Raw genomic sequence first — 23,786 nt, forward strand, 5'->3', positions numbered from 1 at the left:
CCGGCCATTGGCTCGGGTCGCCCTTGCCAGCAGCCTGATGTTGGGCCCCTGGATGTTGCCGATGGGGATCGCCAGCGTGCAGGCGGCCGAGGCCGCATCCCCAAGCCAGCGCTCCGCATTGATTCACTTCGACATTCCCGCCCAGGCCCTGGACAGCGCTGTACTGGCTTTTGCCGAACAGGCCGGGGTCCAGGTGTTTTTCGACAGCCGCAAGCTGGCCGGCCTGCGCAGCGAAGGCTTGCGCGGTGAGCACTCGGCAGAGCAAGGGCTTGGCCTGTTGTTGCGCGGCTCGCCCGTGCGCTATCGCTTCACTGGCACTGACCGGGTTGGCCTTGAGCGCATCAGCGACGATGGCCAGACGATGGAGCTGGGCACCACCCATGTCGATTCCAGCAGCGATGCCGATTGGGTCTACCAGACGCCCCGCTCGGTCAGCGTCATCACCCGCGAGCAGATCGACAAGCGCCCGCCACGTCATGCCGCCGACATGCTCGAAGAGACCGCCGGCGTCTATACCGCCGTCAACCAGCGAGACCCCGGCCTGTCGGTGAACATTCGCGGCGTGCAGGACTATGGCCGGGTCAACATGAACATCGACGGCATGCGCCAGAACTTCAACGTCAACGGCCACCAGCAGCGCAACGGGGTGATGTTCGTCGACCCGGAGTTCATCAGCTCCATCGAGATCGAAAAAGGCACCCAGGCGGGCATGGGCGGTGCTGGCGTTATTGGTGGTATCGCCAGTTTCAACACGGTGCAGGCCAGTGATTTTCTCGGCCCCGACAAGGAGTACGGTGGCCGGTTGCGCGCAGGCAATGGCATCGGTGAGCTGGGCAACGGTACCAACTTCAATGGCAGTGCACTGTTTGCCTTCGGCAACGAGTTGGGCGACGTCTTGCTGGGCGTCAGCGAGCGGCACTTCGGTGACTACCGCGCCGGGACCAACAACGCCGACAACCTCGGCACCCAGATCCGCGGCAAGACCAGCTATCCCGAAGCCTGGAAAGACTGGCTGCACTCCGAAGTCGGCGAGACTGGCAGCGTCACCCGTTCGCAACTGCTCAAGCTCGGCCTGAACCTGCCCAATGACCAGCGCCTGCAGCTCAACTACATGGAAACCGACACCGACAGCAAGGACGCCTGGACCTATTACGACAATCAGACCCGCCAGTTCTATTACAAACGCACCGGCAGCAGTGACTTCAACGCTCGCAATGCCTCGCTCGATTACAGCTACAGCCCGGACAACGACCTGGTCGATCTGAAGGCCAAGCTGTACTTCGTCTCGACCCGGCAGGATCGCTGGAATGTGGGTAACGATGACAGTTCGGTGGCTGGCAACCGGGTTGCAGCGTATGACGACCGCTTCCAGACCGATACCTGGGGCTTGCAATTGCAGAACAGCTCGCGTTTTTACTTCAACGATTCGGACAAGGTCACCCTCAACTACGGTACCGAACTGTTTCAGGACCGCTTCAAGCCCAGCACAAACCGTGTTCCGGCGGCTTTCGAAACCAACCTGCCCTATGTCCAGGGCGCCACGCCGGAAGGTAAGCGCATTATGGCCAGCCTCTTTGCTGACGCCAAATATGAGCATGGAGACTGGCTGGAAGTTGATGCCGGGCTGCGCTACGACCGCTACCGCCTGACAGGTGAGACAGGTATCACTGCCTGGATGTATCCGCGCGGTGTCACCGAGCCCAACCTGCGCCGGGTCCAGACGCATTTGATCTTCGATGAGGATCAGGAGCAGGGCCGCTTCTCGCCCACCTTCGGCATCGCGGTGAAACCGGGAGTCGACTGGATGCAGGTCTATACCCGCTGGGGACGTGGCTGGCGTCCGCCGTCAGTGACCGAAGTGTTCATGAGCGGCCGCCCCCATGGCGGAGGCAGCGAGATGCTCTATCCCAACCCGTTCCTCAAGGCGGAAGAGTCGCACAACTGGGAACTGGGGGTGAACCTGTTCAAGGAGTCGCTGCTGCAGGAAGGTGATCGCTTCGGCGCCAAGGTCGCCTATTTCGATACCCGAATCGATAATTTTTCATTCATGGATGTCAATGCTGACCTTCCGGGAAGCTCTGTACTTGGCACGTCCCTGGGCCGCTCGGCTTATCAGAACAACCTTGAGCAGACGCGCTTTCGAGGCGTCGAGTACAGCCTCGACTATGACGCGGGTCGTTATTACGGCCAACTTGCCTACACCCACATGATTGGCAGCAATGACTTCTGTTCGAAGCAACTCTACATGGGCGGCGGGCAGCGCCTGGTTGACGCCGGAAGGGTGATGCGCCCGGTTCGGGTTGGCAACCGCATCATTATGTTGCCAGTGCAGGTTTCGCGTGCCGAAGACGCCACCGATCTCGACCAGACCGTCAACTGCGGCCACATCATGGGCAACGCCAGCTACATGCCGGCAGACCGTGGCTCGCTGACGGTCGGTATGCGCTTTCTTGACCGCACCCTCGATGTTGGCGCCCGTCTGCGCTACAGCAAAGGCAATGGCGAGAACCTCAATGACCACGGCTATCGCCTGATCGACCAGGCGCAGTGGCCTAAATACAAGGTCTACGACCTGTACGCCAGCTACTGGATGACGCCGAGCCTGAACCTGGCGCTGTCGCTGGAGAACGCCACCGACGAAGCCTACTTCGTGGCCATGGGCGACACCGACAACCTGTCGCTGGCCCGCGGCCGGACCTTGAGCGGGATGCTCGAATACAAATTCTGATTCACACCGGGTTTGCCCATCTCGGGCGACACGAAGGCAGGGAACACGCCTTCGCAATCACGCAATGCAACGAGGAACCGTTATGACTCTTTCCGTTACTTACGATGCCGCCTTCTCCAGCTCGTCGATCGATGACTACCTGGCGTTCTGGACCGCGGGTTTCGCCACTGCAGGTCATGGACAAAGCAATACCGGCGGCTTCAGCAACGGCCGCCTGAGCGGCGATCAGTACGCAACCCACGGTGGCCAGGGCTCCGACTACGCGTTCATCGCCGACAGCAACACCAGCAATGGCCTGCACTACGTGTTCGACCGTGGCCTGCCAGCCGGTGACAACCTCAACCACTACCTGTGGGGCGAACTGGACAACGTTTCCCTGGGCCAAGTGCTGGGTGGCGGTGGCGGTAGCGACTTCACCCTGAACAACTACGTGGTCAACTTCAACGGCCTGGACCTGGACTCGGTGCTGGGCGCCGGTCGTGCCGGCAACGAAGTGCAGAGCGTGATCTACGGCCTGATGCAGGGCAACACCTCGGCGCTGGAAGGCGTGCTGGACAACCTGCTGGCCGGTTACGGCGTGTCCACCGACGACAGCTTCGACGTGGTCAGCGCTGCGCTGGCCGGCGGCCCGCTGAGCGTGGCTGCGGCCGATGTGGTGGGTGTCCAGGCCCTGGCCGAGGACTTCGCCCTGGCCGCCTGACCCCAGGCAAAAAAAAGCGAATGGAAGATCGCTCCTCCATTCGCTGCTTGCTTACCCCACCGTCTGCGTCTTTGCCGGGCCCAGACGGTGGTGGTGCGAATTCTGCGAGCCTGCGTCGGCGAGGTCAATCGTCCGCAGGCTTGCTCTGTTGAGGACCATCATGAAAGCCACCCGCTCCCGCCCTGGCAACGAGGTGTTGCAGGCGCTCAAAGCCTGCCGCGCCGGCTTTGCCAACATCGGCCTGTTCACTGCGGTGATCAACCTGCTGATGCTGGCGCCAGCGCTGTATATGTTGCAGGTCTACGACCGGGTGCTGTCCTCTGGCAACGAGATGACCTTGGTGATGCTCAGCCTGATGGTGCTGGGCCTGTTCGCCTTCATGGGCCTGCTGGAGTGGGTGCGCAGCCTGGTGGTGATCCGCCTCGGCACGCAGATGGACATGCGCCTCAACCCGCGGGTGTTCGAAGCCGCCTATCAGGCCAGCCTGGCGGGTCACAAGGGCGCGGCGAACCAGGTGCTGAGCGATCTGACCACCTTGCGCCAGTTCGCCACGGGCCAGGCGCTGTTCGCCTTTTTCGACGCGCCGTGGTTCCCGGTGTACCTGTTGGTGATGTTCCTGTTCAGCCCATGGCTGGGGCTGATGGCACTGGTGGGCGCGGTGCTGTTGACGATCCTGGCCTGGGTCAACGAGCGCCTGACCCAGGCGCCGTTTGCCGAAGCCGGGCAGTTGTCGCAGCAGGCCGGGCAACAGGCCGGGGCCAACCTGCGCAACGCCGAAGTGATGGAGGCCATGGGCATGCTGGCGGCAGTCCGCCAGCGCTGGGCCACGTTGCACCACGGTTTTCTGTTGCGCCAGAACTTGGGCAGCGAGCGCACGGCGGCGGTAACGGCCGTGTCCAAGAGCCTGCGCCTGGCCTTGCAATCGCTGGTGCTGGGCCTGGGCGCATGGCTGGCGATCGAGCAACTGATCACCCCGGGGATGATGATCGCAGGTTCCATTCTGATGGCCCGGGTGCTGGCGCCGATCGACCAGTTGATCGCCGTGTGGCGCCAATGGGGTTCGGCGCGCCAGGCCTATGAGCGCCTGCATACCTTGCTCAGCGAGCAACCCGCGCGAGCGCTTGGCATGCCGCTGCCGGCGCCGACCGGGTGCCTGCTGGTCGAGCAGCTCAGCGCCGTGCAGCCGGGCACTCGCAAGCCGTGCCTGGTCAACCTGGGTTTCGAGCTCGCGGCTGGCGACAGCCTCGGCATCATTGGCGCATCCGGTTCGGGCAAGTCGACCCTGGCGCGTTTGCTGGTCGGCGCCGCCACCCCCACTGCCGGCAAGGTGCGCCTGGATGGCGCCCAATTGCAGCAATGGGACAAGGGCCTGCTCGGTGCCCACATCGGTTACTTGCCCCAGGACGTCCAGCTGTTCGCCGGTACGATCGCCGACAACATCGCTCGCCTGGGCGTGGTCGACTCGCAGCAGGTGGTGGCCGCCGCGCAACTGGCCGGTGTGCACGAGATGATTCTGAAGCTGCCCAACGGCTATGACACCCAATTGGGCGAAGGCGGGGCGGGGCTGTCCGGCGGCCAGCGCCAGCGCATCGGCCTGGCCCGGGCCTTGTATGGCCTGCCGGCACTGATCGTGCTCGATGAGCCCAACTCCAACCTCGATGACTTCGGTGAGCGCGCCTTGCTGGAGGCGATCAAGCAGGTCAAGGCACAGCAACGCACGCTGATCCTGATCACCCACAAGTCCAGCTTGCTGGCCGCAGTGGACAAGTTGCTGGTGCTGCAGAACGGCCAGATGCAAGCCTTTGGCCCGACCGCGCGGGTGTTGCAGGACCTGCAGCGCAGCCACAAGCCGACCGGTATTCCCACCCCCACTCCAGCACTGCGTAGCGCCGCCAGCGTCAGCATGAGCTACGGCACCCCGAGAACCTGACCATGACCGCTCCTCAGTCGCATCACGCGCAAGCCGTTCCCGACAACCTGCTGACCCTCGATGACCGACGCCATAGCCGTCTGGGCCGTTGGCTGGTGATCGGCGGCTTTGGCGGTTTCATCCTCTGGGCGGCCCTGGCGCCGCTGGACAAGGGCGTGCCGGTGTCGGGCAACGTGGTGGTCGCCGGCAGCCGCCAGGCGGTGCAACATCCTACGGGCGGTACCATCGAGCGCTTGCTGGTGCGTGATGGTGACAGCGTCAGTGCCGGGCAGGTGCTGGTGCAGATGGACGCCACCCAGGCCCAGGCCCAACATGATTCGTTAAGGGTGCAGTACGTCAACGCCCGGGCCAGTGAAGCGCGCCTGCAAGCCGAGCGTGACGGGCTGGCAAGTATCAGCTTCCCGGCCGATGTGCAGGCCCTGGCCAGCGAACCCTGGGTCGCCACCGCCCTGGAGTTGCAGCGCCAGTTGCGCAACAGCCGGCGTCAGTCGCTGGACATGGAGCTGGCCGGCCTGCGCGAAAACATCGCTGGCGCCGAGGCCATGCTCGCCGGCGTGCAGGGATCGATGAGCCACAAGCAGGAACAACGCGCTGCGCTCGACGAACAACTTCAAGGCCTGCGCGAACTGGCCCGCGACGGCTACATCCCGCGCAACCGCTTGCTCGACAGTGAGCGTCTGTACGCGCAGATCAACGGTGCGATCTCCGAAGACCTGGGCAATATCGGCCGTACTCGCCGCCAGGTGCAGGAGCTGAAACTGCGCATGGCCCAGCGCCAGCAAGAGTACCAGCGCGAAGTCGGCCAGCAGTTGAGCGACATGCAGTCCAATGCCGAAGACCTCGGCAACCGCCTGCGCAGCGCAGCCTTCGAACTGGCCAACACCCAGCTGCGCGCACCGGCCAGTGGCACGGTGGTAGGCCTTAGCGTGTTCACCAATGGCGGGGTGATCGCCCGCGGCCAGCAACTGATGGAGATCGTCCCCAGCGATACGCCCTTGCTGATTGATGCCCGCGCGCCGGTGGAACTGGTCGACCGTCTGCGTCCGGGCCTGCCGGTGGAAATCATGTTCGTCGCCTTCAACCAGAGCAAGACGCCACGGGTCGAAGGCGAGCTGACCCTGGTCTCGGCCGATCGCCTGCTCGATGAGAAAACCCAGCAGCCGTATTACCAGGTGCGCGCCAAGGTCAGTGATGCCGGCTTGCAGCAACTGGCCGGCCAGGACATCCGCCCCGGCATGCCGGTGCAAGCCTTCGTGCGCACTGGCGAGCGCTCGATGCTCAATTATCTGTTCAAGCCGTTGACCGACCGGGTGCACGTCGCCCTGGCGGAGGAATGATGTCGATGCGTGTGATGTGTTGCCTGCTGTTGTTGGGCACCAGCCTGTCGGCCGCCGCCGTGGACCTGGGTGATGCCTATGCTCTGGCACTGCGTAATGATCCGACCTTCCATGCGGCCATCGCCGAGCGCGATGCCGGCCTTGAGAGTCGCGCCATTGGCCGGGCGGCGCTGTTGCCGAACCTGTCGTACCGCTACAACAATGCCCGCAACGATTCGCAAGTGACCCAGACCAACGTCCGCGGCAATGTCACCAGCCAGCGAGACTACCGCAGCTATTCCTCGACCCTGACCTTGCAACAGCCACTGTTCGACTATGGTGCCTGGGCCGAATACCGCCAGGGCGTGGCCAAGGCGCTGTTGGCCGATGAGCGCTTTCGCAGCCGCAGCCAGGAGTTGGCGGTGCGGGTGTTCGCCGCCTACAGCGAGGCATTGTTCGCTGACGAGCAGATCGCCCTGGCCCAGGCCCAGCGCCGAGCCTATGCCGAGCAATTGCAATTGAACCGGCGCCTGCTCAAGGGCGGTGAGGGCACCCGCACCGACCTGCTGGAAACCCAGGCGCGGTACGAACTGGCCCAGGCGCAGGAAATCGAAGCCAGCGACAACCTCGATGCCGCCCTGCGCGTGCTGCAGGCGATCATCGGCGAGCCGCTGGAGGTCGCTGACCTTGCGCCCTTGAGTGGCGATTTCCGGGTTCAACCCTTGCAGCCATTGCGCTTTGAAAGCTGGCGGGACCTGGCCGTGGCCCACAACGCCGAACTGGCTTCCCAGCGCCACGCCCTGGTTGCCGCCGACTATGCCGTCGAGCGTCAGCGTGCCGGCCACTTGCCGACCCTGAGCGCCTACGCCAGCACCGGCAAATCCAGCTCCAGCTCCGAAAGCAGCTATGACCAACGCTATGACACCGACAGCATCGGCCTCCAGGTCAGCCTGCCGTTGTTCGCCGGTGGCGGGGTCTCGGCGGCTACCCGCCAGGCTGCGGCCGAGCGGGACAGTGCGCGCTTCAGCCTGGACGGGCAGCTTGCCGATACGCTCAACCAGTTGCGCAAGCAATTCAACTTGTGCGCCAGCAGCACGGCGAAGATTCGCGCCTATGAGCTGGCGGTCAAATCGGCCAGTGGCCTGATCGAAGCGACCCGCAGGAGCGTGGCCGGTGGTGAGCGGGTCAACCTCGATGTGCTCGATGCCGAACAGCAACTGTTCAGCGCCCGCCGCGACCTGGCCCAGGCCCGCTACGACTACCTGCGTGCCTGGTTGCAGTTGCGCTATCTGGCCGGGGTGCTGGAGCCGCAGGATTTGCAGCAATTGAATGGATACTTTGCCAGTCGGTCGGCGGGCTTGGCTGCGCGCTGAGTTCAGCTTGCCTTTTGACTTACAGCAAGCCGGCGTTTGACTTGGCAGCTCGCTAGGTTTTGACATAGTTGCTGAACTGATTTCTTGGTAAGTCCAGTATTTACTGGTCTTTCATGTGCTATGTTTTGACTTGCTGAGGAAATGCTTTTGAGATGATTGGACATGCCGACTTTCAAACACCACGCACTGGCACTGCTTAATCCTTCCTTCGACTCGCCACTGGTGGATGTTTTGACGGAGCTTGAGCACCTGCGTCGCTACCGGCTTGCTGGCACCACGCCTTCCAGTCTGTTCTTCCAACTCAAGAGCATTTTCCACCTCCTGGAGAGCTTGGGTTCGGCTCGCATCGAAGGTAACCACACCACACTTGCGGACTATGTCGAGAGCAAAGTGGAGGGGACCGATTCAACCTCGGACCAGCTTCGCGAGATATCCAATATCGAAAAGGCGATGACGTTCGTCGAGGATCACTTCAGTGAGGCGGAAGACGTCGGTTTGCATCTGCTGCGTGAGCTGCATGCCATCACCGTTGATGACCTCGACAGGGAAGGTGATCGAACCCCTGGCAGTTTTCGCGCGGGCCACGTACGTATCGCCCAGTCGAACCATCTCCCGCCCGATCCGGTGCAGGTTCAAGGTTACATGGAGGAACTGGTTGCCTTCATTAATCGAAGGGATCCGCAAAAGTACGATCTGATGAAGGTGGCAATCGCTCATCATCGATTCGGCTGGATTCACCCGTTCAGCAATGGCAATGGCCGTGTGGTCCGGTTACTGACCTACGTAATGTTGATCAAGTATGGGTTCAATGTCGCGGCGGGTGGGCGTCTGCTCAACCCGACAGCGGTGTTTTGCAATGACCGCGAGCGCTATTACGAAATGCTTGCTCAAGCAGATGCAGGCACCTCTGAAGGGTTGGAGCGATGGTGCGAGTACGTTCTGCGGGGCATTCTGGACGAACTCAGGAAACTTGATCGATTATTGGATTACAGCTATCTGAAACAGGCAATCCTGTCACCTGCACTGGCCCACGCCCGTGAACGGACGTTGCTGACCGACCTTGAGTATGGCGTACTCCGGCTGCTGCTCGACAGTGATAGCGCCATTGCCAGGTCAAGTGATCTGGCCGCTGCGATGCCAGGACTGAAGGGCCCTCAGCGTACGTATCAGATCAAGAAGCTGGTTGAGCGTGGCATGCTGGTACCGATCAAACCCAACGCCCGTCAATACACCCTGGGTTTTTCGCACAGCTACCTTTTGCGCGGGGTGATTCGTGCCCTGACGGCCGAAGGATTCATTACCCAGCAGTTGTCTTCGGCGCGGCAGTAGCCGCTCAAAAGCGAAGACCGGGGCATTCGCCCCGGTCTTTAATGCTTGTGCAACCTCCCTCAGTGCTCCGAAACCGCCTCTCGTCGCGCCGGCGGCTCTCCATGTTCGCCTTCGCTCATCACCGGCACTTCCTTGCCTTCGGCGTTGAACAGCTTGCCGTCTTCGAAGTAGTCGCCATCGCGCAGGGCGGAGATGTCCGAATAGTGGATGGTGCGTTCATAGGCGGCAGCGAAGACCGATTGCTGGTCGGAGTTGCCGGTGGTGAAGTGGTTGAACACCAGGTTGAGCACGATCGCCATGATCGCCGCCGAGCTGATCCCGGAGTGGAAGATGGTCTCGAACCAGGAGGGGAACTGCGCGTAGAAGTTCGGCGCGGCGATCGGGATCATGCCGAAGCCCAGGGAGGCGGCGACGATGATCAGGTTGACGTTGTTCTTGTAGCTGACCTTGGACAGGGTACGGATCCCGCTGGCGGCGACGGTGCCGAACAGCACGATGCCCGCACCACCGAGTACCGAGGTCGGCACCGCGGCAATCACCCGGCCCATGATCGGTAGCAAGCCGAGCACCACCAGGATGACCCCGCCGGTGGCTACCACGTAGCGGCTCTTGACCCCGGTCACGGCCACCAGGCCGACGTTCTGGGCGAAGGCGCTCTGGGTGAAGGAGCCGAAGATCGGCGCCAGGATGCTGGAGGCCATGTCGGCGCGCAGGCCGTTGCCCAGGCGTTTGGAGTCGACCTTGGTGTCGATGATTTCACCGACGGCGAGGATGTCCGCCGAGGTTTCCACCAGGGTCACCATGATCACGATGCACATCGACAGGATGGCGGCGATGTGGAAGGTCGGCATACCGAAGTGGAACGGCGTCGGCATTGCGACCAGCGGGCCGTCGAGGACCTTGCTGAAATCGGCCATGCCCAGCGACCAGGCGATCAGGGTGCCGATGACCATCGCCAGGAGGATCGACAGCCGCGAGATGGCCGCGCTACCCAGCTTGCTCAGCACCAGGACGATCAGGAAGGTCAGGCCGGCCAGGCCGATGTTGGCCATGCTGCCGAAATCCGGGGCCTTGCTGTTGCCGCCCATGACCCAGCGCGCAGCCACTGGCATCAGGGTCAGGCCAATGGTGGTGATGACGATACCGGTCACCAGCGGCGGGAAGAACTTGGTGATCCGCGAGAACACCGGCGTAATCAGAAAACCGATCAGCGAAGCCGCCATGACCGCGCCCAGTACCCCGGGCAACCCGCCACCGCCTTCACTGCTGAGGATTGCGCCCATGGTCGCCACCCCGGCGAACGACACGCCCTGCACCAACGGCAGCTGGCAACCGAACCACGGCAGGCCGAGGGTTTGCAGCAGGGTCGCCAGGCCGCCGGCAAACAACGACGCGGCGATCAACAGGCCGATGTCGGCAGGGCCCAGGCCGGCCGCCTGGCCGAGGATCAAAGGTACCGCGACGATGCCGCCGTACATGGTCAGAACATGCTGCAGGCCATAAGCCAGGTTGGCGCCAAGGCCCAGGTTCTCGTCTTCGGGACGCTGGGCTGAAGACGTGCTAGGGGAGGACGTATTCATGGGGCTGGTTCTCAGTTTTATTGTTGTGGCGCTACTGTAGACAAGTCCTATACGTGAATGCCAGAACAATTGTATACAATTTTTAGATTTGCGTAGGAACAGTCCTACCAATGGTTTGGCTTCAGGGCTGGATGCAGAGATCGTTGCAACAGCCGCGCGCAGCCCTCGCAAGGCTGCGTGACAAAGGTGGGAGGGTTGAAAAAGCTGTCCAGGTGGACAGAAAAGCGCGAGGGTGAAGAGTGGTTAGGGGCCTAACAGATTCTAATCTTCGATCAGTTCCCGCAGCTCACGCATCATTTCGGTGCTGTCGGCCACGTTCAGCTCGACCAGACGGTGCAAATGGCTCATTGACTCGACGTCAATGTACAAGCAGACAAAACCCAGCTGACAGCCTTCTTCATGGCGTAATTCGACCAGCATCTGCAATTTGACCTGCTCGCTCAGGTACACGTAGGCCTCGAAATCCTGGGTCAGGTCCGGGTCCCAGGGTTCGGGGCACTTGACCAGCAGGCCCTTGAGGGACAGATCAAGCAGTTCGACCGGCCAGCACCGCTCTCCCTGGCACAATTGGGTTCTGGCATCGAAGGCAATTCGCTGGAAACGTCGACGATCTGGATGGTCGCTCATGTTCAGGCACTCCGGGGTTCTTCCTGACTATAGCTCAGCACTTGCCAAGGCCCACGCAAGGGCGCATAACGAGGTCTGTCCAGCCCACGCTGAAGGCTCTAGACCAACGTGGGGGCTGGCCTTTCCTGCCAGTATCGCTAGACTCGAAAGGCTGTCTTTTATCCACTAGCTGGAAGCAAACCATGAACAACAATAATAGCCTGCTACGCCACATTCCGTGGCTGGCGCTGGCAGTCATAGGAGCCTGTGCGCTGGGTGTGGTCGCCCTGCGTCGTGGCGAGGCCATCAACGCCTTGTGGATCGTCGTCGCCTCGGTGGCCATCTACCTGGTCGCCTACCGCTACTACAGCCTGTTCATCGCCACCAAGGTGATGCAGCTGGACCCGCGTCGGGCCACCCCGGCGGTGGTTAACAACGATGGTCTGGACTACGTGCCGACCAACAAACACATTCTGTTCGGCCACCACTTCGCCGCGATTGCCGGTGCCGGCCCGCTGGTCGGCCCCGTGCTGGCAGCGCAGATGGGCTACCTGCCGGGCACGCTCTGGCTGATTGCCGGGGTGGTGCTGGCCGGTGCGGTGCAGGATTTCATGATCCTGTTCCTGTCCACCCGCCGCAACGGTCGCTCGCTGGGCGACATGGTCCGTGAAGAAATGGGCCGGATCCCGGGCACCATTGCCCTGTTCGGCTGCTTCCTGATCATGATCATCATCCTGGCGGTGCTGGCGCTGATCGTGGTCAAGGCCCTGGCCGAGAGCCCATGGGGCATGTTCACGGTGATGGCGACCATCCCGATCGCGATGTTCATGGGCATCTACATGCGCTACATCCGCCCGGGCCACATCGGCGAGATCTCGCTGATTGGCGTGGTGCTGCTGTTGCTGTCGATCTGGCTGGGGGGCCAGGTTGCCGCCGATCCAGTGTGGGGCCCGGCGTTCACCTTCACTGGCGTGCAGATCACCTGGATGCTGGTGGGCTACGGATTCGTGGCCGCCGTGCTGCCGGTGTGGCTGGTGCTGGCGCCGCGTGACTACCTGTCGACCTTCCTCAAGATCGGCACCATCGTCGGCCTGGCCATCGGCATCCTGATCATCGCGCCAGAGCTGAAAATGCCGGCGCTGACCCAGTTCACCGACGGTTCCGGCCCGGTGTGGTAGGGCACCCTGTTCCCGTTCCTGTTCATCACCATCGCCTGTGGCGCGGTGTCCGGTTTCCATGCACTGATCTCCTCGGGGACCACGCCCAAGCTGCTGGACAACGAAGTCAACGCTCGCTACATCGGTTACGGCGGCATGCTCATGGAGTCGTTCGTGGCAATCATGGCCATGGTTGCCGCCTCGGTGATCGAGCCAGGGGTGTACTTCGCCATGAACAGCCCGGCTGCGGTGGTTGGCTCTGATGTTGTCTCGGTTGCACAGACCGTCAGCAGCTGGGGCTTTGCCATTACCCCGGACGCTCTGGAAGCGGTGGCCAAGGACATCGGCGAGCACACCATCCTGGCCCGTGCCGGTGGTGCACCGACCCTGGCGGTCGGTATCGCGCAGATCCTCCACCAGGTGCTGCCGGGTGAGAACACCATGGCCTTCTGGTACCACTTCGCGATCCTGTTCGAGGCGCTGTTCATCCTCACCGCAGTGGACGCCGGCACCCGTGCCGGGCGTTTCATGCTCCAGGACCTGCTGGGCAGCTTCGTGCCGGCGCTCAAACGTACCGAGTCGTGGGGCGCCAACCTGCTCGCCACGGCCGGCTGCGTGGCGCTGTGGGGCTACCTGCTGTACCAGGGCGTGATCGACCCGCTGGGCGGCATCAACACCTTGTGGCCGCTGTTCGGCATCTCCAACCAGATGCTCGCCGGTATCGCGCTGATGCTCGGTACTGTTGTGCTGATCAAGATGAAGCGCCAGCGCTACATGTGGGTCACCCTGCTACCAGCAGTCTGGCTGCTGATCTGCACCACCACTGCCGGCTTCATCAAGCTGTTCGACCCGAACCCGGCCGTCGGCTTCCTGGCCCTGGCCAACAAGTACAGCGCGGCGCTCGACGCCGGTCAGGTGCTGGCCCCGGCCAAAGACATCGGCCAGATGCAGCACGTGATCTTCAACGCCTACACCAACGCGGCCCTGACCGGGCTGTTCCTGTTCGTGGTCTTCAGCATTCTGTTCTTTGCCCTCAAGGTCGGTATCGCCGCCTTGAACAAAAAAGAGCGGACTGACAAAGAGTCCCCGTTCCAGGCCCTGCCGGATGCATAAGCCAAGAGGAATGCAGTGATGTTCAACGATCTCGGTCGACTGGGTAAGTACCTGGGCCAGGCAGCCCGCCTGATGGTCGGCATGCCCGACTACGACAACTACGTCGAGCATATGCAGACCAAGCACCCGGACAAGCCGGTGATGACCTACGAGGCGTTCTTCCGCGAACGCCAGGAGGCCCGTTACGGCGGCAAGGGTGGGCCCAAGTGCTGTTGAAAGACAGCGCGCCAGGCCTGTGACAAAGCTGTGGGAGCCCGGTCAGCGCCGGGCTCCCACAGTCATTTTCAGCGTTCAGGAGTATTCGGTTTGTTACCTCCCATTCCCGTTACCGTGCTCAGCGGCTTTCTCGGCGCCGGCAAGACCACCTTGCTGCGCCACCTGCTCAAGGCCGAGCACGGCCTGAAGATTGCCGTCATCGAAAACGAATTCAGCGATGCCGGCATCGATACCCAGCTGCTGGGTGATGAACCGGTGCAGGTCATGACCCTGGCCAACGGCTGTGTCTGCTGCAGTATCCACACTGACCTGACCAAGGCGCTGTTCCTGCTGCTGGAGCGCCTGGACAGCGGCGAAATCGCCTTCGACCGCCTGGTGATCGAGTGCACCGGCTTGGCCGACCCGGCACCGGTGGCGCAAACCTTCTTCATCGATGAAGAGCTGCGCGAGCGCTACATCCTCGACGGCATCATCACCCTGGTGGATGCGGCGCATGCCGAGCTGCATCTGACCCAGGCCATCGCCCAGGCCCAGGTGGGCTTTGCCGACCGCCTGCTGGTGAGCAAGACCGATCTGGTCGATGAGGCCAGCTTCCAGGCCCTGAGCGAGCGCCTGGGGCGGATCAACCGCCGGGCGCCGATTCGTGTGGTGGACAACGGCAAGATCGATCTGGCCGAGCTGCTCGATGTCCGCGGTTTCAATCTCAATGCCGACCTGGGCGGCGGCTTGCGCCTGCGCCCGGCCGGCCAGACGGCAACTCCGGACCGCATCTCCAGCCTGGTACTGCGTAGCGAAACGCCACTGGATATCGATCGCCTCAGTGACTTCATGAATCAGTTGCTTGAAGACCACGGCAAGCAACTGCTGCGTTACAAGGGGGTGTTGAGCATCGCCGGTGAGGATCGGCGCCTGGTGTTCCAGGGGGTGTTGAAGCTTTACGGTTTTGACTGGGACAGCGAGTGGGCCCAAGGGCAGGAACGTGAAAGCGTGATGGTGTTCATTGGCGATGAGCTACCACAGGAAACAATCACCACCCGCTTCGAGGCGTTAAGCCACACCGAGCGTTGAGGGTGCAATCACGGGGCCGAAACCCCTGTGATTGCTGTTCACTAGACTTCGTCAGGATTGCTCAGGTAAGCGGCATTGCGTTCAGTGATACGCAAGCGCAACGGCAGTGCTTCGCCACCTTTGGCGCCCATGTAGATGTGGGGGGCGTCATGGCGTCGATAACGGTGCCAGGCTTTCCCGGAACGACAGTCCTGTAAGTGGATGATCAGCGTGTCGCTCTTGAAGTCGAGCAAATGCATCGGGCCTTTGGAGCCCATGAGTTTGACCTTCAAGGGGGAGTGGCTGTCGGGTGCAAAGGCGCCAATGGCACCGCGGGCATAGCGTTCCATGTCCTCATGGGTGTCCATGCTGATGCACTTGCCAAAATGTGCGCCAGGCGAGCGGACATACAGGGCATAGCCATCATCCGTGCTGCGAAAGTAGAGCAGCAAGGGCTCGTTGGCCGTATCGCTGGGTTGGTGGCCCAGCAAGTGGGAGTCGTCGCGTTGCTGTAGACGGCCGCTGAAAAATCCACCGCCGGTGCGAGCCTGGGTGACCTGCACCGGGCCACCGGTCAGTGTGTCCAGAAAATGCAGGGGCAAGCGCGGGGTATCGATTTGAGCGATGAACGACTGTTGTCGGTGCGTAGCCATAGGAGTTCTCCTTGATTACTTGATGGCCTTCACTCACTCGCGAACGGTGTTGATCACCGCTTTGTTGTTCAGGTAGGCCTGAGTGGAGGCTTGAGCCTGCGTCTCTAAATCAATGGCTCTGCCAGTCCACCTCGCGCTCCAGAATGTTCAATCTCAGGCTGGTTGCTGGCGCCGACTTCCGGGCGATGAGATATCCGCCTTCATCCAGACCGAAGGTATTTGTCGATAGGCGAGCACTGGTCGACGGGCATTCCAGGTTGATGATGGCGAAATCCGTAATCAGGTCCGAAAGGACCACGGCCTGACCCGTATGAGCAAAGATCAACCGCCAGGGTGATGGCGTGTTGTCTTCAATGGGACGAGCGATGGGTACCCCATACTTGCTCTTGAACATAGCCTGCCCTAGGTAGTTACCACTACGTATGTAGAGCCGGTAAGTCCCCTCACTATGGCGGAAGTAGAATTGCGTGGGCGAAGGGGTCCCCGTCAGGTGGAAGTCGACGAGCCCTGCATCACGGGCGTTGTCCCAGACCTCGTCTGGCGTACTCAGGCTGCCCAGGGCGTGGGACGCGTCCAGTGATCCCAGATTGGGATCGGGATGAGCCACCATGACGTTCCGGTCGGTGGCTTCGCTCAGGACGAAGAGTGGATGACCATTGATCAGAAGGGTTGCGGTGAAGGAAAGTAGTTTGTCGTCAGCCATTGCGTGGCTCCATTGCGGCTTGCGTGAGTGTTACACGCTAAGTGCTTTGAAATGGCTCACACAGCTGGAACCTGTTCCGCGCCTGGTCTGAAAAGAACAAGCCCGGCACATGGCCGGGCTTGTTCACATCAAGCGACTGCTATCAGTTGCCGTATACCGGCAGTTTGGCGCAGATGGCCTTGACCTTCTCGCGAACGGCGTCGATCACCGCTTCGTTGTTCAGGTCAGCCAGGATGTCGCAGATCCAGCCGGCCAGTTCCTTGCACTCGGCCTCTTTGAAGCCACGAGTGGTCACTGCCGGGGTGCCGAAGCGCAGGCCGGAGGTGACGAACGGCGAACGTGGGTCGTTCGGTACCGAGTTCTTGTTGACGGTGATGAAGGCGCGACCCAGGGCGGCGTCGGCGTCTTTACCGGAGATTTCCTGCTTGATCAGCGACAGCAGGAACAGGTGGTTTTCAGTTCCGCCGGACACTACGTCGAAACCGCGCTCGATGAACACGCCGGCCATGGCCTGGGCGTTTTTCACCACTTGTTGCTGGTAGGTCTTGAACTCAGGCTGCAGCGCTTCCTTGAAGCAGATGGCCTTGGCGGCAATCACGTGCTCCAGTGGGCCGCCCTGGGCGCCCGGGAAGACGGCGGAGTTGAGCTTCTTCTCGATCTCGGCGTTGGCACGCGCAAGGATCAGGCCGCCACGCGGCCCGCGCAGGGTCTTGTGGGTGGTGGTGGTGACCACGTCGGCGAAAGGAACCGGGTTCGGGTACACGCCTGCAGCGACCAGGCCGGCTACGTGAGCCATGTCGACGAACAGGTAGGCACCGACCTTGTCGGCGATTTCGCGGAAGCGTGGGAAGTCGAGGATCTGCGAGTAGGCCGAGAAACCGGCAACGATCATCTTCGGCTTGTGCTCGACTGCCAGGCGCTCGACTTCGTCGTAGTCGATCAGGCCGTTGGCGTCGATGCCGTACTGGATGGCGTTGTACAGTTTGCCCGAGGCGCTGACGTTGGCGCCGTGGGTCAGGTGACCACCGTGGGCCAGGCTCATGCCCAGGATGGTGTCACCGGCCGACAGCAGGGCCAGGTAGACGGCGCTGTTGGCTTGGGAGCCGGCGTGCGGCTGAACGTTGGCGTAGTCGGCGCCGAACAGTTCCTTGGCACGGTCGATGGCCAGTTGCTCGACCACGTCGACGTATTCGCAACCACCGTAGTAGCGCTTGCCCGGGTAGCCTTCGGCGTACTTGTTGGTCAGCACCGAGCCCTGGGCTTCCATGACGGCGGGGCTTGTGTAGTTTTCCGAGGCGATCAGCTCGATATGTTCTTCCTGGCGCTGGGCTTCTTGCTCCATGGCGGCAAAGAGATCGGCGTCGTACTTGGCAATGGTCAAATCACGGCTGAACATGGCGGTCCTCAAGGATCGTGCTGAAATAGGCGGGCATTCTACCTCATCAGCTTTTGTCTGGCATATGAAAGGGCATCATGTCGCAGACAAGTGGGCTTCATTCAGAGATAGGTGGTGGATTCATCGCGGGGCAAGCCCGCTCCCACAGGGTCTACTCGAACATGAACAGGGTTTCGTTGCTGAACTGCGCCTCGAACTGATGCGCCGGCATCGGCCGTCCGAACAGGTAGCCCTGGACCTCGTCGCAGCCATGTTCACGCAGGAATTCCAGTTGCTCGTGGGTTTCCACACCCTCGGCGATCACCGCCAGGTTCAGGCTGTGGGCCATGGCAATGATTGCCCGGGCGATCTGCGCATCCTGTTCACCCTCGGGCAGGCCGTCGACGAAGGTGCGGTCGATCTTCAGCACGTCGATGGGGAACTGCTTGAGGTAGTTGAGCGAGGAGTAACCAGTGCCAAAGTCGTCGACCGCGATGCTCAGGCCGAGGTTCTTCAGGCTGTCGAGGATCACCATGGCCTCGTTGACCTCGCGCATCAGGATACTTTCGGTCAGCTCCAGTTCCAGGCAAGCCGGCGGCAGGCCAGTCTCCTGGAGGATGGTGGCGATGCGTTCGCCCAACTGGCCGTCGGAGAACTGTCGCGCCGAGATGTTCACCGAGACCTTCGGCACCCGCACCTTGGCCTGGTGCCAGGCCTTGAGCTGACGGCTGGCTTCCTTGAGCACCCAGTCGCCGACATCGACCACCAGGCCCAGCTCCTCGATCACCGGGATGAAGTCCCCAGGCGGCACCAGCCCGCGCCGCGGATGGCGCCAGCGCAACAGCGCCTCGGCACCGGTCAGGCGTTTGCCGTCACCGCTGAACTGCGGCTGGTAGTAGAGGATGAACTCGTTCTGTTCCAGCGCATGGCGCAGGTCGCTTTCCAGCTCCAGACGCTCCAGGGCACTGGCGTTCATGTCGGCCTGGTAGAACTGGAAATTGTTCTTGCCGCGCTCCTTGGCGTGGTACATGGCGGTGTCGGCGTTCTTCATCAGCTGGCTGAGCTCGCTGCCATCCTGCGGGCTGAGGGCGATGCCGATACTGGCGGTGACGAAGAACTCACGGTTCTCCAGTACGAACGGCCGCACCAGGCTGCCCAGGATCTGTTCAGCCACGTGGATGGCCCGGTTCAGGGCCATTTCGCGGGTAGCACGCGGTTGCAGCAGCAGGGTGAACTCGTCGCCGCCCATGCGCGCCACGGTATCGTCGTCATCCACGCAGTCGAGCAGGCGCTCGGCCATGTCCTTGAGCATGCGGTCGCCCGCAGCATGGCCAAGGGAGTCGTTGATCGGCTTGAAGCGGTCGAGGTCGAGGAACATCAACACCACCCAGGCCTTCTGCCGCTCGGCCTGCAGCAGGGCCGTGTGCAAGCGGTCCTGGAACAGGGTGCGGTTGGGCAGGTGGGTCAGGGCATCGTAGTAGGCCAGGCGATGGATACGCTGTTCGCTGGCCTTGCGCTCGCTGATGTCGGTAAAGAAACACACGTAGCTGGCCAGGTCGCCTTCGTCATCGAGCACCGCAGTGATGCCGACCCAGGCTGGATAGTGTTCGCCGTTGCGTCGCTTGAGCCACACTTCGCCTTCCCAGGTACCGCGCTGGTGCAACTGCTTGAGCACGTAGCGCAGGTGCGCTTCCTGGTGCTCGTCGACGGTCAGCAGGCTCGGCAACTGGTCGAGGACATCGGCGACATCGTAGCCACTGACGCGGCTGAAGGCCTCGTTGGCCTGGACGATGTAACCGGCCGGGTCGGTGATGAGGATGGCCGAGGTCGAATGTTCGAATACCGTGGCGGCCATGCGCAGGTCTTTTTCGGCGCGGCGTTGCTGGCTGATATCGCGGCCGACGCCAAGGATGCCTTCGAAACGGTTGAGGTCATCCCAGACCAGCACCAGGCGCAGTTCGATGGGTATCTTGCGGCCGTCGGCGCGCAGGCAGTCGAACAAGAACAGCTGGGGCGGCAACTGGGTACGCAACTGCTCGAGTTGTTCAGGATCTGTCAGGGCCTTGTTGATCCGCTCGACCAGGCTGTAGATGCCAGTGAGCTGGGCCGGGTTGGCGATGGTCGAGTGCCAGCCGTTTTCGAAGATCCACTGCACTTCAAAGCCCAGCACTGCCTGGATTGACGGGCTGACGTAGTTCAGTTGCATCTGGCTGTCGGTGGAGAAGATCACATCGCTGATGCTTTCGGCGAGCATGCGGTAGCGCTGTTCGCTGTCGCGCAGGGACTCGCTGGCCTCGATCTGTTCGGTTACATCCTTGCCGACGCCGATGATCCGCGTCACGCAACCGGCGTTGTCGCGGGTCAGGGCCTGCTCGCGGATGTCGAAGCGGCGCCAGTTCTGGTCGTGATGACGAAAGCGCAACTGGCAATGCAATTGCTCGACGTATCCCGAGGCGCGCTGTTGCAGGCGCATCTGCCGGTACAGTTCGGCGTCGTCCGGGTGCAGCAACAGCTCCCAGAAGTGGTCGCCCATCTGCGCAAGCTCGGTGCGGTTGTAACCCAGGGTCTGGCCCAGGTTGCGGTTGCTGAAGATCATCAGCTGGCTGTGCACATCCTGCACGTACAGTTGGTCGGGCACGGTGCGTACCACATCCGACCAAAAACTCTCGCGCTCGAGCAACGACAGCTCGACCTGCTTGCGGCTGGTGATATCGCTGATGCTGAGGATGACCGCCTGGTAGTCGCGGCGCTGTTGCGGGAAGCGCACCATCAACCACAGGTGCAGGTCCTGGCCATCGGCGGTGGGCAGGCGCATTTCCAGTTCAAGCTGTTGCTGGTTGTCGAGGATTGCCCCGAGCAACTGGATACCGATGCCGTCGTTGCCGCTCTGCTCACCCTCCACCAGGCGCTGCCAGGCACTGTCGCAGCAGTTGACCCCCAGCAGTTGCAAAGCCACCTGGTTGACTTCAGTAACTTTGAGTTCCTGCAGCAGCAGCCGGCGCAGCGGCGGGTCGAAGGCCAGGCGCTGTTCCAGGGCCGGACGACTGCGCAGGCGGTAACGTTCCAATTGGCCAGGTAGGCCGGAAAGATCGAGCACGCACAAGGCAACACCGGTGCCTTCGAAAATATCGTGGTAGCGCCGACGGCTTTCCTGCAGCAGGCGGTGACGGCGGCGCATGTTGATCAGCGCCAGCAGCGGGACCAGGGCGCAGAACAGGCCGAGCATGCATTTGCCGATCAGCGCCGGCAGCAATTGCTGGCGCGCCTGGCCTGCGTCGAACAGCCCGCGCAATTGCCAGGTGCTGTTGTCGAGGAAGGCCAGCATTACGCTCTGCAAGGGCTCATCGCTGCCGGGTGTAGGTTGGTGGCGGTTGATGATGTCGCCGGTGCGGCTGTTTTCCAGCAACCACAAAGGATGGTTGGGGCGGTCCAGATGATTGGTCAGGTCGTTGTAGTAGCTCGATGCCAGGCGCAGGAACCAGTAACCACTGGGCGCATCGCCAGGCTGGCGCAGCAGCAGGTAGACCTGCTGGTTGTCGGCGCTGTTGCTGTAATAGAAATCGCGTCCCTGGTTGAGCCGCAGCAGTTCGTCCAGCGCCTGGTAATCGGGCGTGCCGCTTAAACTGTCGGCCTGCAGGCTGCCGTCAGCTCCGATCCAGGCGACACTGAGCAGCTTCGGCTGTTGTTGCTGCAACCGGGCGATGACCTGCGGCAATTGCTCAGGACCAGGCGACGAACGGTATTGCTGGACCTGGTTCAAGGCCACCTGGGCCTTGAGCGTCATGTTCAGGCTCATGTGATCGGCCAGCTCGGCGCTGGCGTCGAGGCTGTGCTGGTACTGGTCGGCCTGGGTATGACGGAACTGGGCGATCAACTGCCACAGCAGCAGGCCGAGCAGCAACAGCACCAACACCGCCAGCGCGCTTTTCAATGAGCCGCGCAATGGCGAGCCTGGCGCACTGGCCGGCTTGCGCAGGGATGACGGCTGAGTGAGATTGGTCAAACGTTGATCCTGCGGTATGGCGGAATGGCAGGTTTAGAGCTGCTGATTGGCAAGTGCCGCGTTCCTGGCGACGGCTCCGGTTGCGCACTATAAGCTGGACGCCCGAAGGGCGGCTAGCATGCCCGCAAACGTGGCAAAGTGCCAGCCCTGTTCGTCGGCGGTTTGCCCAACCCGGCGCATTACGGTAGCTTTGGCCCTTTCCTGGGCGCTACGGCGCCCTTTATCTGTTTAGCTTTCATCTTTTCGTCTCTGACGCTAGGTTTTTCCATGGCTCAATACGTCTATACCATGCATCGGCTGGGCAAAGTTGTCCCGCCGAAGCGGGAAATCTTGAAGAACATCTCCCTGTCGTTTTTCCCCGGCGCCAAAATCGGCGTGCTCGGCCTCAACGGCTCGGGTAAATCCACTCTGCTGAAAATCATGGCGGGTGTAGACACCGAGTTCGACGGCGAAGCCCGTCCGATGCCAGAGCTGAACATCGGCTACCTGCCCCAGGAGCCGCAACTGGATCCGTCCAAGACCGTGCGTGAAGTGGTCGAGGAAGCGGTCAGCGTGATCAAGGACGCCCAGGCCCGCCTGGACGAAGTCTATGCCGCTTACGCCGAACCGGATGCCGACTTCGACAAGCTGGCCGCCGAACAGGCCAAGCTTGAAGCCATCCTCCAGGCCAGTGACGGTCACAACCTCGAGCGCCAGCTGGAAGTGGCCGCCGACGCCCTGCGCCTGCCAGCCTGGGAAGCCAAGGTCGAGCACCTGTCCGGTGGTGAGAAGCGCCGTGTGGCCCTGTGCCGCCTGCTGCTGTCGGCCCCTGACATGCTCCTGCTCGACGAGCCGACCAACCACCTGGACGCCGACTCCGTCGCCTGGCTTGAGCACTTCCTCCACGATTTCCCGGGCACCGTGGTAGCCATTACCCACGACCGTTACTTCCTCGACAACGTCGCTGGCTGGATCCTCGAGCTCGACCGCGGCGCCGGTATTCCTTATGAAGGCAACTACTCGGGCTGGCTGGAAGCCAAGTCCGATCGTCTGGCCCAGGAATCCAAGCAGCAGTCGGCCCACGAAAAGGCCATGAAGGAAGAACTGGAGTGGGTGCGCAAAGGCGCCAAGGCTCGTCAGTCCAAATCCAAGGCCCGTCTGCAGCGCTTTGAAGAGATGCAGTCGCAGGAATTCCAGAAGCGCAGCGAGACCAACGAGATCTACATCCCGGCCGGTCCACGCCTGGGTGACAAGGTTATCGAGTTCAAGAACGTCAGCAAGGGCTACGGCGATCGCGTACTGATCGACAACCTGTCGTTCTCCATGCCAAAAGGCGCGATCGTCGGCGTTATCGGCGGTAACGGTGCCGGTAAGTCGACCCTGTTCCGCATGCTGATGGGCAAAGAGCAGCCAGACTCGGGCAGCATCGAGATCGGTGATACCGTGCAACTGGCCTGCGTCGACCAGAGCCGCGAGGACCTGGACGGCAACAAAACCGTGTTCCAGCAGATCTCGGACGGTTCCGACCAACTGCGTATCGGCACCTACGAGATTCCGTCGCGCACCTACGTCGGTCGTTTCAACTTCAAGGGTGGCGATCAGCAGAAGTTCGTCAAGGACCTCTCCGGTGGTGAGCGCGGCCGTCTGCACCTGGCCCTGACCCTGAAAGAGGGCGCCAACGTCCTGCTGCTCGACGAACCGTCCAACGACCTGGACGTTGAAACCCTGCGTTCGCTGGAGGAAGCCCTGCTGGACTTCCCGGGCGCCGCCATCGTGATTTCTCACGATCGCTGGTTCCTTGACCGCGTGGCTACCCACATCCTGGCTTACGAAGACGATTCGCAGGCGGTGTTCTTCGAAGGCAACTACACCGAGTACGAAGCCGATCGCAAGAAGCGCCTGGGTGAAGCAGCTGCCCAGCCGCATCGGGTACGGCACAAAAAACTGGCATAACTCTCACGGGTTTGCACTGGAACGG

Annotated in this window: 15 protein-coding genes and 2 pseudogenes; 10 read left to right on the forward strand and 7 right to left on the reverse strand. The window is 62.0% G+C overall.

The annotated features are described in order from the left end of the window. Window positions 1-37: 37 nt before the first annotated feature. From EXN22_RS05075 to EXN22_RS05095, 5 genes and pseudogenes are all read left to right on the forward strand, one after another. The gene (locus tag EXN22_RS05075) at window positions 38-2,728 is read left to right on the forward strand and encodes a TonB-dependent receptor (RefSeq protein WP_130266759.1); all 2,691 of its coding nucleotides are present in this window, start codon (window positions 38-40) and stop codon (window positions 2,726-2,728) included. 82 nt (window positions 2,729-2,810) lie between these two features. After that, the gene (locus tag EXN22_RS05080) at window positions 2,811-3,428 is read left to right on the forward strand and encodes a heme acquisition protein HasA (protein WP_130263039.1); all 618 of its coding nucleotides are present in this window, start codon (window positions 2,811-2,813) and stop codon (window positions 3,426-3,428) included. A 160-nt stretch (window positions 3,429-3,588) separates the two neighbouring features. Next, window positions 3,589-5,358 (forward strand): type I secretion system permease/ATPase, encoded by a 1,770-nt coding sequence (locus tag EXN22_RS05085; protein WP_130263040.1) that lies wholly within the window; start codon window positions 3,589-3,591, stop codon window positions 5,356-5,358. A gap of 2 nt (window positions 5,359-5,360) precedes the next feature. Further along, entirely contained in the window at window positions 5,361-6,695 is a 1,335-nt protein-coding gene (locus EXN22_RS05090; RefSeq protein ID WP_130263041.1) for an HlyD family type I secretion periplasmic adaptor subunit, read from the forward strand. A 14-nt stretch (window positions 6,696-6,709) separates the two neighbouring features. Beyond that, window positions 6,710-7,957: pseudogene (locus EXN22_RS05095) on the forward strand (TolC family outer membrane protein); the annotation flags it as partial. A gap of 2 nt (window positions 7,958-7,959) precedes the next feature. Here the strand turns inward: EXN22_RS05095 and EXN22_RS26600 are convergent. Then, window positions 7,960-8,019 carry a hypothetical protein gene (locus EXN22_RS26600; RefSeq protein WP_407691960.1) on the reverse strand — a complete coding sequence of 20 codons (60 nt, stop codon included), beginning with the start codon at window positions 8,017-8,019 and terminating at the stop codon, window positions 7,960-7,962. Between the two features lie 190 nt (window positions 8,020-8,209). Here EXN22_RS26600 and EXN22_RS05100 point away from each other — a divergent pair, with 190 nt between their 5' ends. Then, window positions 8,210-9,376, forward strand: coding sequence for a Fic family protein (locus tag EXN22_RS05100; protein WP_130263043.1), 1,167 nt, complete (start codon window positions 8,210-8,212; stop codon window positions 9,374-9,376). A gap of 59 nt (window positions 9,377-9,435) precedes the next feature. Here EXN22_RS05100 and EXN22_RS05105 read toward each other — a convergent pair whose 3' ends face one another. Together EXN22_RS05105 and EXN22_RS05110 are read right to left on the reverse strand one after the other, a co-directional pair. Further along, window positions 9,436-10,956 carry a nucleobase:cation symporter-2 family protein gene (locus tag EXN22_RS05105; RefSeq protein ID WP_130263044.1) on the reverse strand — a complete coding sequence of 507 codons (1,521 nt, stop codon included), beginning with the start codon at window positions 10,954-10,956 and terminating at the stop codon, window positions 9,436-9,438. Between the two features lie 261 nt (window positions 10,957-11,217). Continuing rightward, window positions 11,218-11,583 (reverse strand): PilZ domain-containing protein, encoded by a 366-nt coding sequence (locus tag EXN22_RS05110; RefSeq protein ID WP_130263045.1) that lies wholly within the window; start codon window positions 11,581-11,583, stop codon window positions 11,218-11,220. Between the two features lie 182 nt (window positions 11,584-11,765). Between EXN22_RS05110 and EXN22_RS05115 the strand changes: the two are divergent. The 3 genes and pseudogenes from EXN22_RS05115 to yjiA all read left to right on the forward strand — a co-directional run bounded on the left by EXN22_RS05115 (window position 11,766) and on the right by yjiA (window position 15,116). Next, a pseudogene (locus EXN22_RS05115) lies at window positions 11,766-13,832 on the forward strand (carbon starvation CstA family protein). Between the two features lie 18 nt (window positions 13,833-13,850). Beyond that, window positions 13,851-14,048 carry a YbdD/YjiX family protein gene (locus EXN22_RS05120; RefSeq protein WP_130263046.1) on the forward strand — a complete coding sequence of 66 codons (198 nt, stop codon included), beginning with the start codon at window positions 13,851-13,853 and terminating at the stop codon, window positions 14,046-14,048. A gap of 90 nt (window positions 14,049-14,138) precedes the next feature. Next, a complete protein-coding gene (gene yjiA, locus EXN22_RS05125) occupies window positions 14,139-15,116 on the forward strand; it encodes a GTPase (protein WP_130263047.1) in 978 nt (325 codons plus the stop codon). A 41-nt stretch (window positions 15,117-15,157) separates the two neighbouring features. Here the strand turns inward: yjiA and EXN22_RS05130 are convergent, their stop codons facing one another. The 4 genes from EXN22_RS05130 to EXN22_RS05145 form a co-directional block, all read right to left on the reverse strand. Beyond that, complete coding sequence (locus tag EXN22_RS05130; RefSeq protein WP_130263048.1) at window positions 15,158-15,748, reverse strand: hypothetical protein; 591 nt, start codon at window positions 15,746-15,748, stop codon at window positions 15,158-15,160. A 109-nt stretch (window positions 15,749-15,857) separates the two neighbouring features. Next, window positions 15,858-16,451, reverse strand: a complete 594-nt coding sequence (locus EXN22_RS05135) for a hypothetical protein (protein WP_130263049.1) — start codon at window positions 16,449-16,451, stop codon at window positions 15,858-15,860. Between the two features lie 142 nt (window positions 16,452-16,593). After that, on the reverse strand, window positions 16,594-17,847 hold the full coding sequence (gene glyA, locus EXN22_RS05140; RefSeq protein ID WP_130263050.1) for a serine hydroxymethyltransferase: 1,254 nt from the start codon (window positions 17,845-17,847) through the stop codon (window positions 16,594-16,596). 151 nt (window positions 17,848-17,998) lie between these two features. Continuing rightward, on the reverse strand, window positions 17,999-21,829 hold the full coding sequence (locus EXN22_RS05145) for a sensor domain-containing protein (protein WP_130263051.1): 3,831 nt from the start codon (window positions 21,827-21,829) through the stop codon (window positions 17,999-18,001). Window positions 21,830-22,096: 267 nt separating this feature from the next. On the opposite strand from EXN22_RS05145, the gene ettA reads away from it, so the two are divergent. Beyond that, window positions 22,097-23,761, forward strand: coding sequence for an energy-dependent translational throttle protein EttA (ettA, locus tag EXN22_RS05150; protein WP_130263052.1), 1,665 nt, complete (start codon window positions 22,097-22,099; stop codon window positions 23,759-23,761). Window positions 23,762-23,786 lie beyond the last annotated feature (25 nt).

It is taken from the genome of Pseudomonas tructae (assembly GCF_004214895.1).
Lineage (GTDB): Bacteria > Pseudomonadota > Gammaproteobacteria > Pseudomonadales > Pseudomonadaceae > Aquipseudomonas > Aquipseudomonas tructae.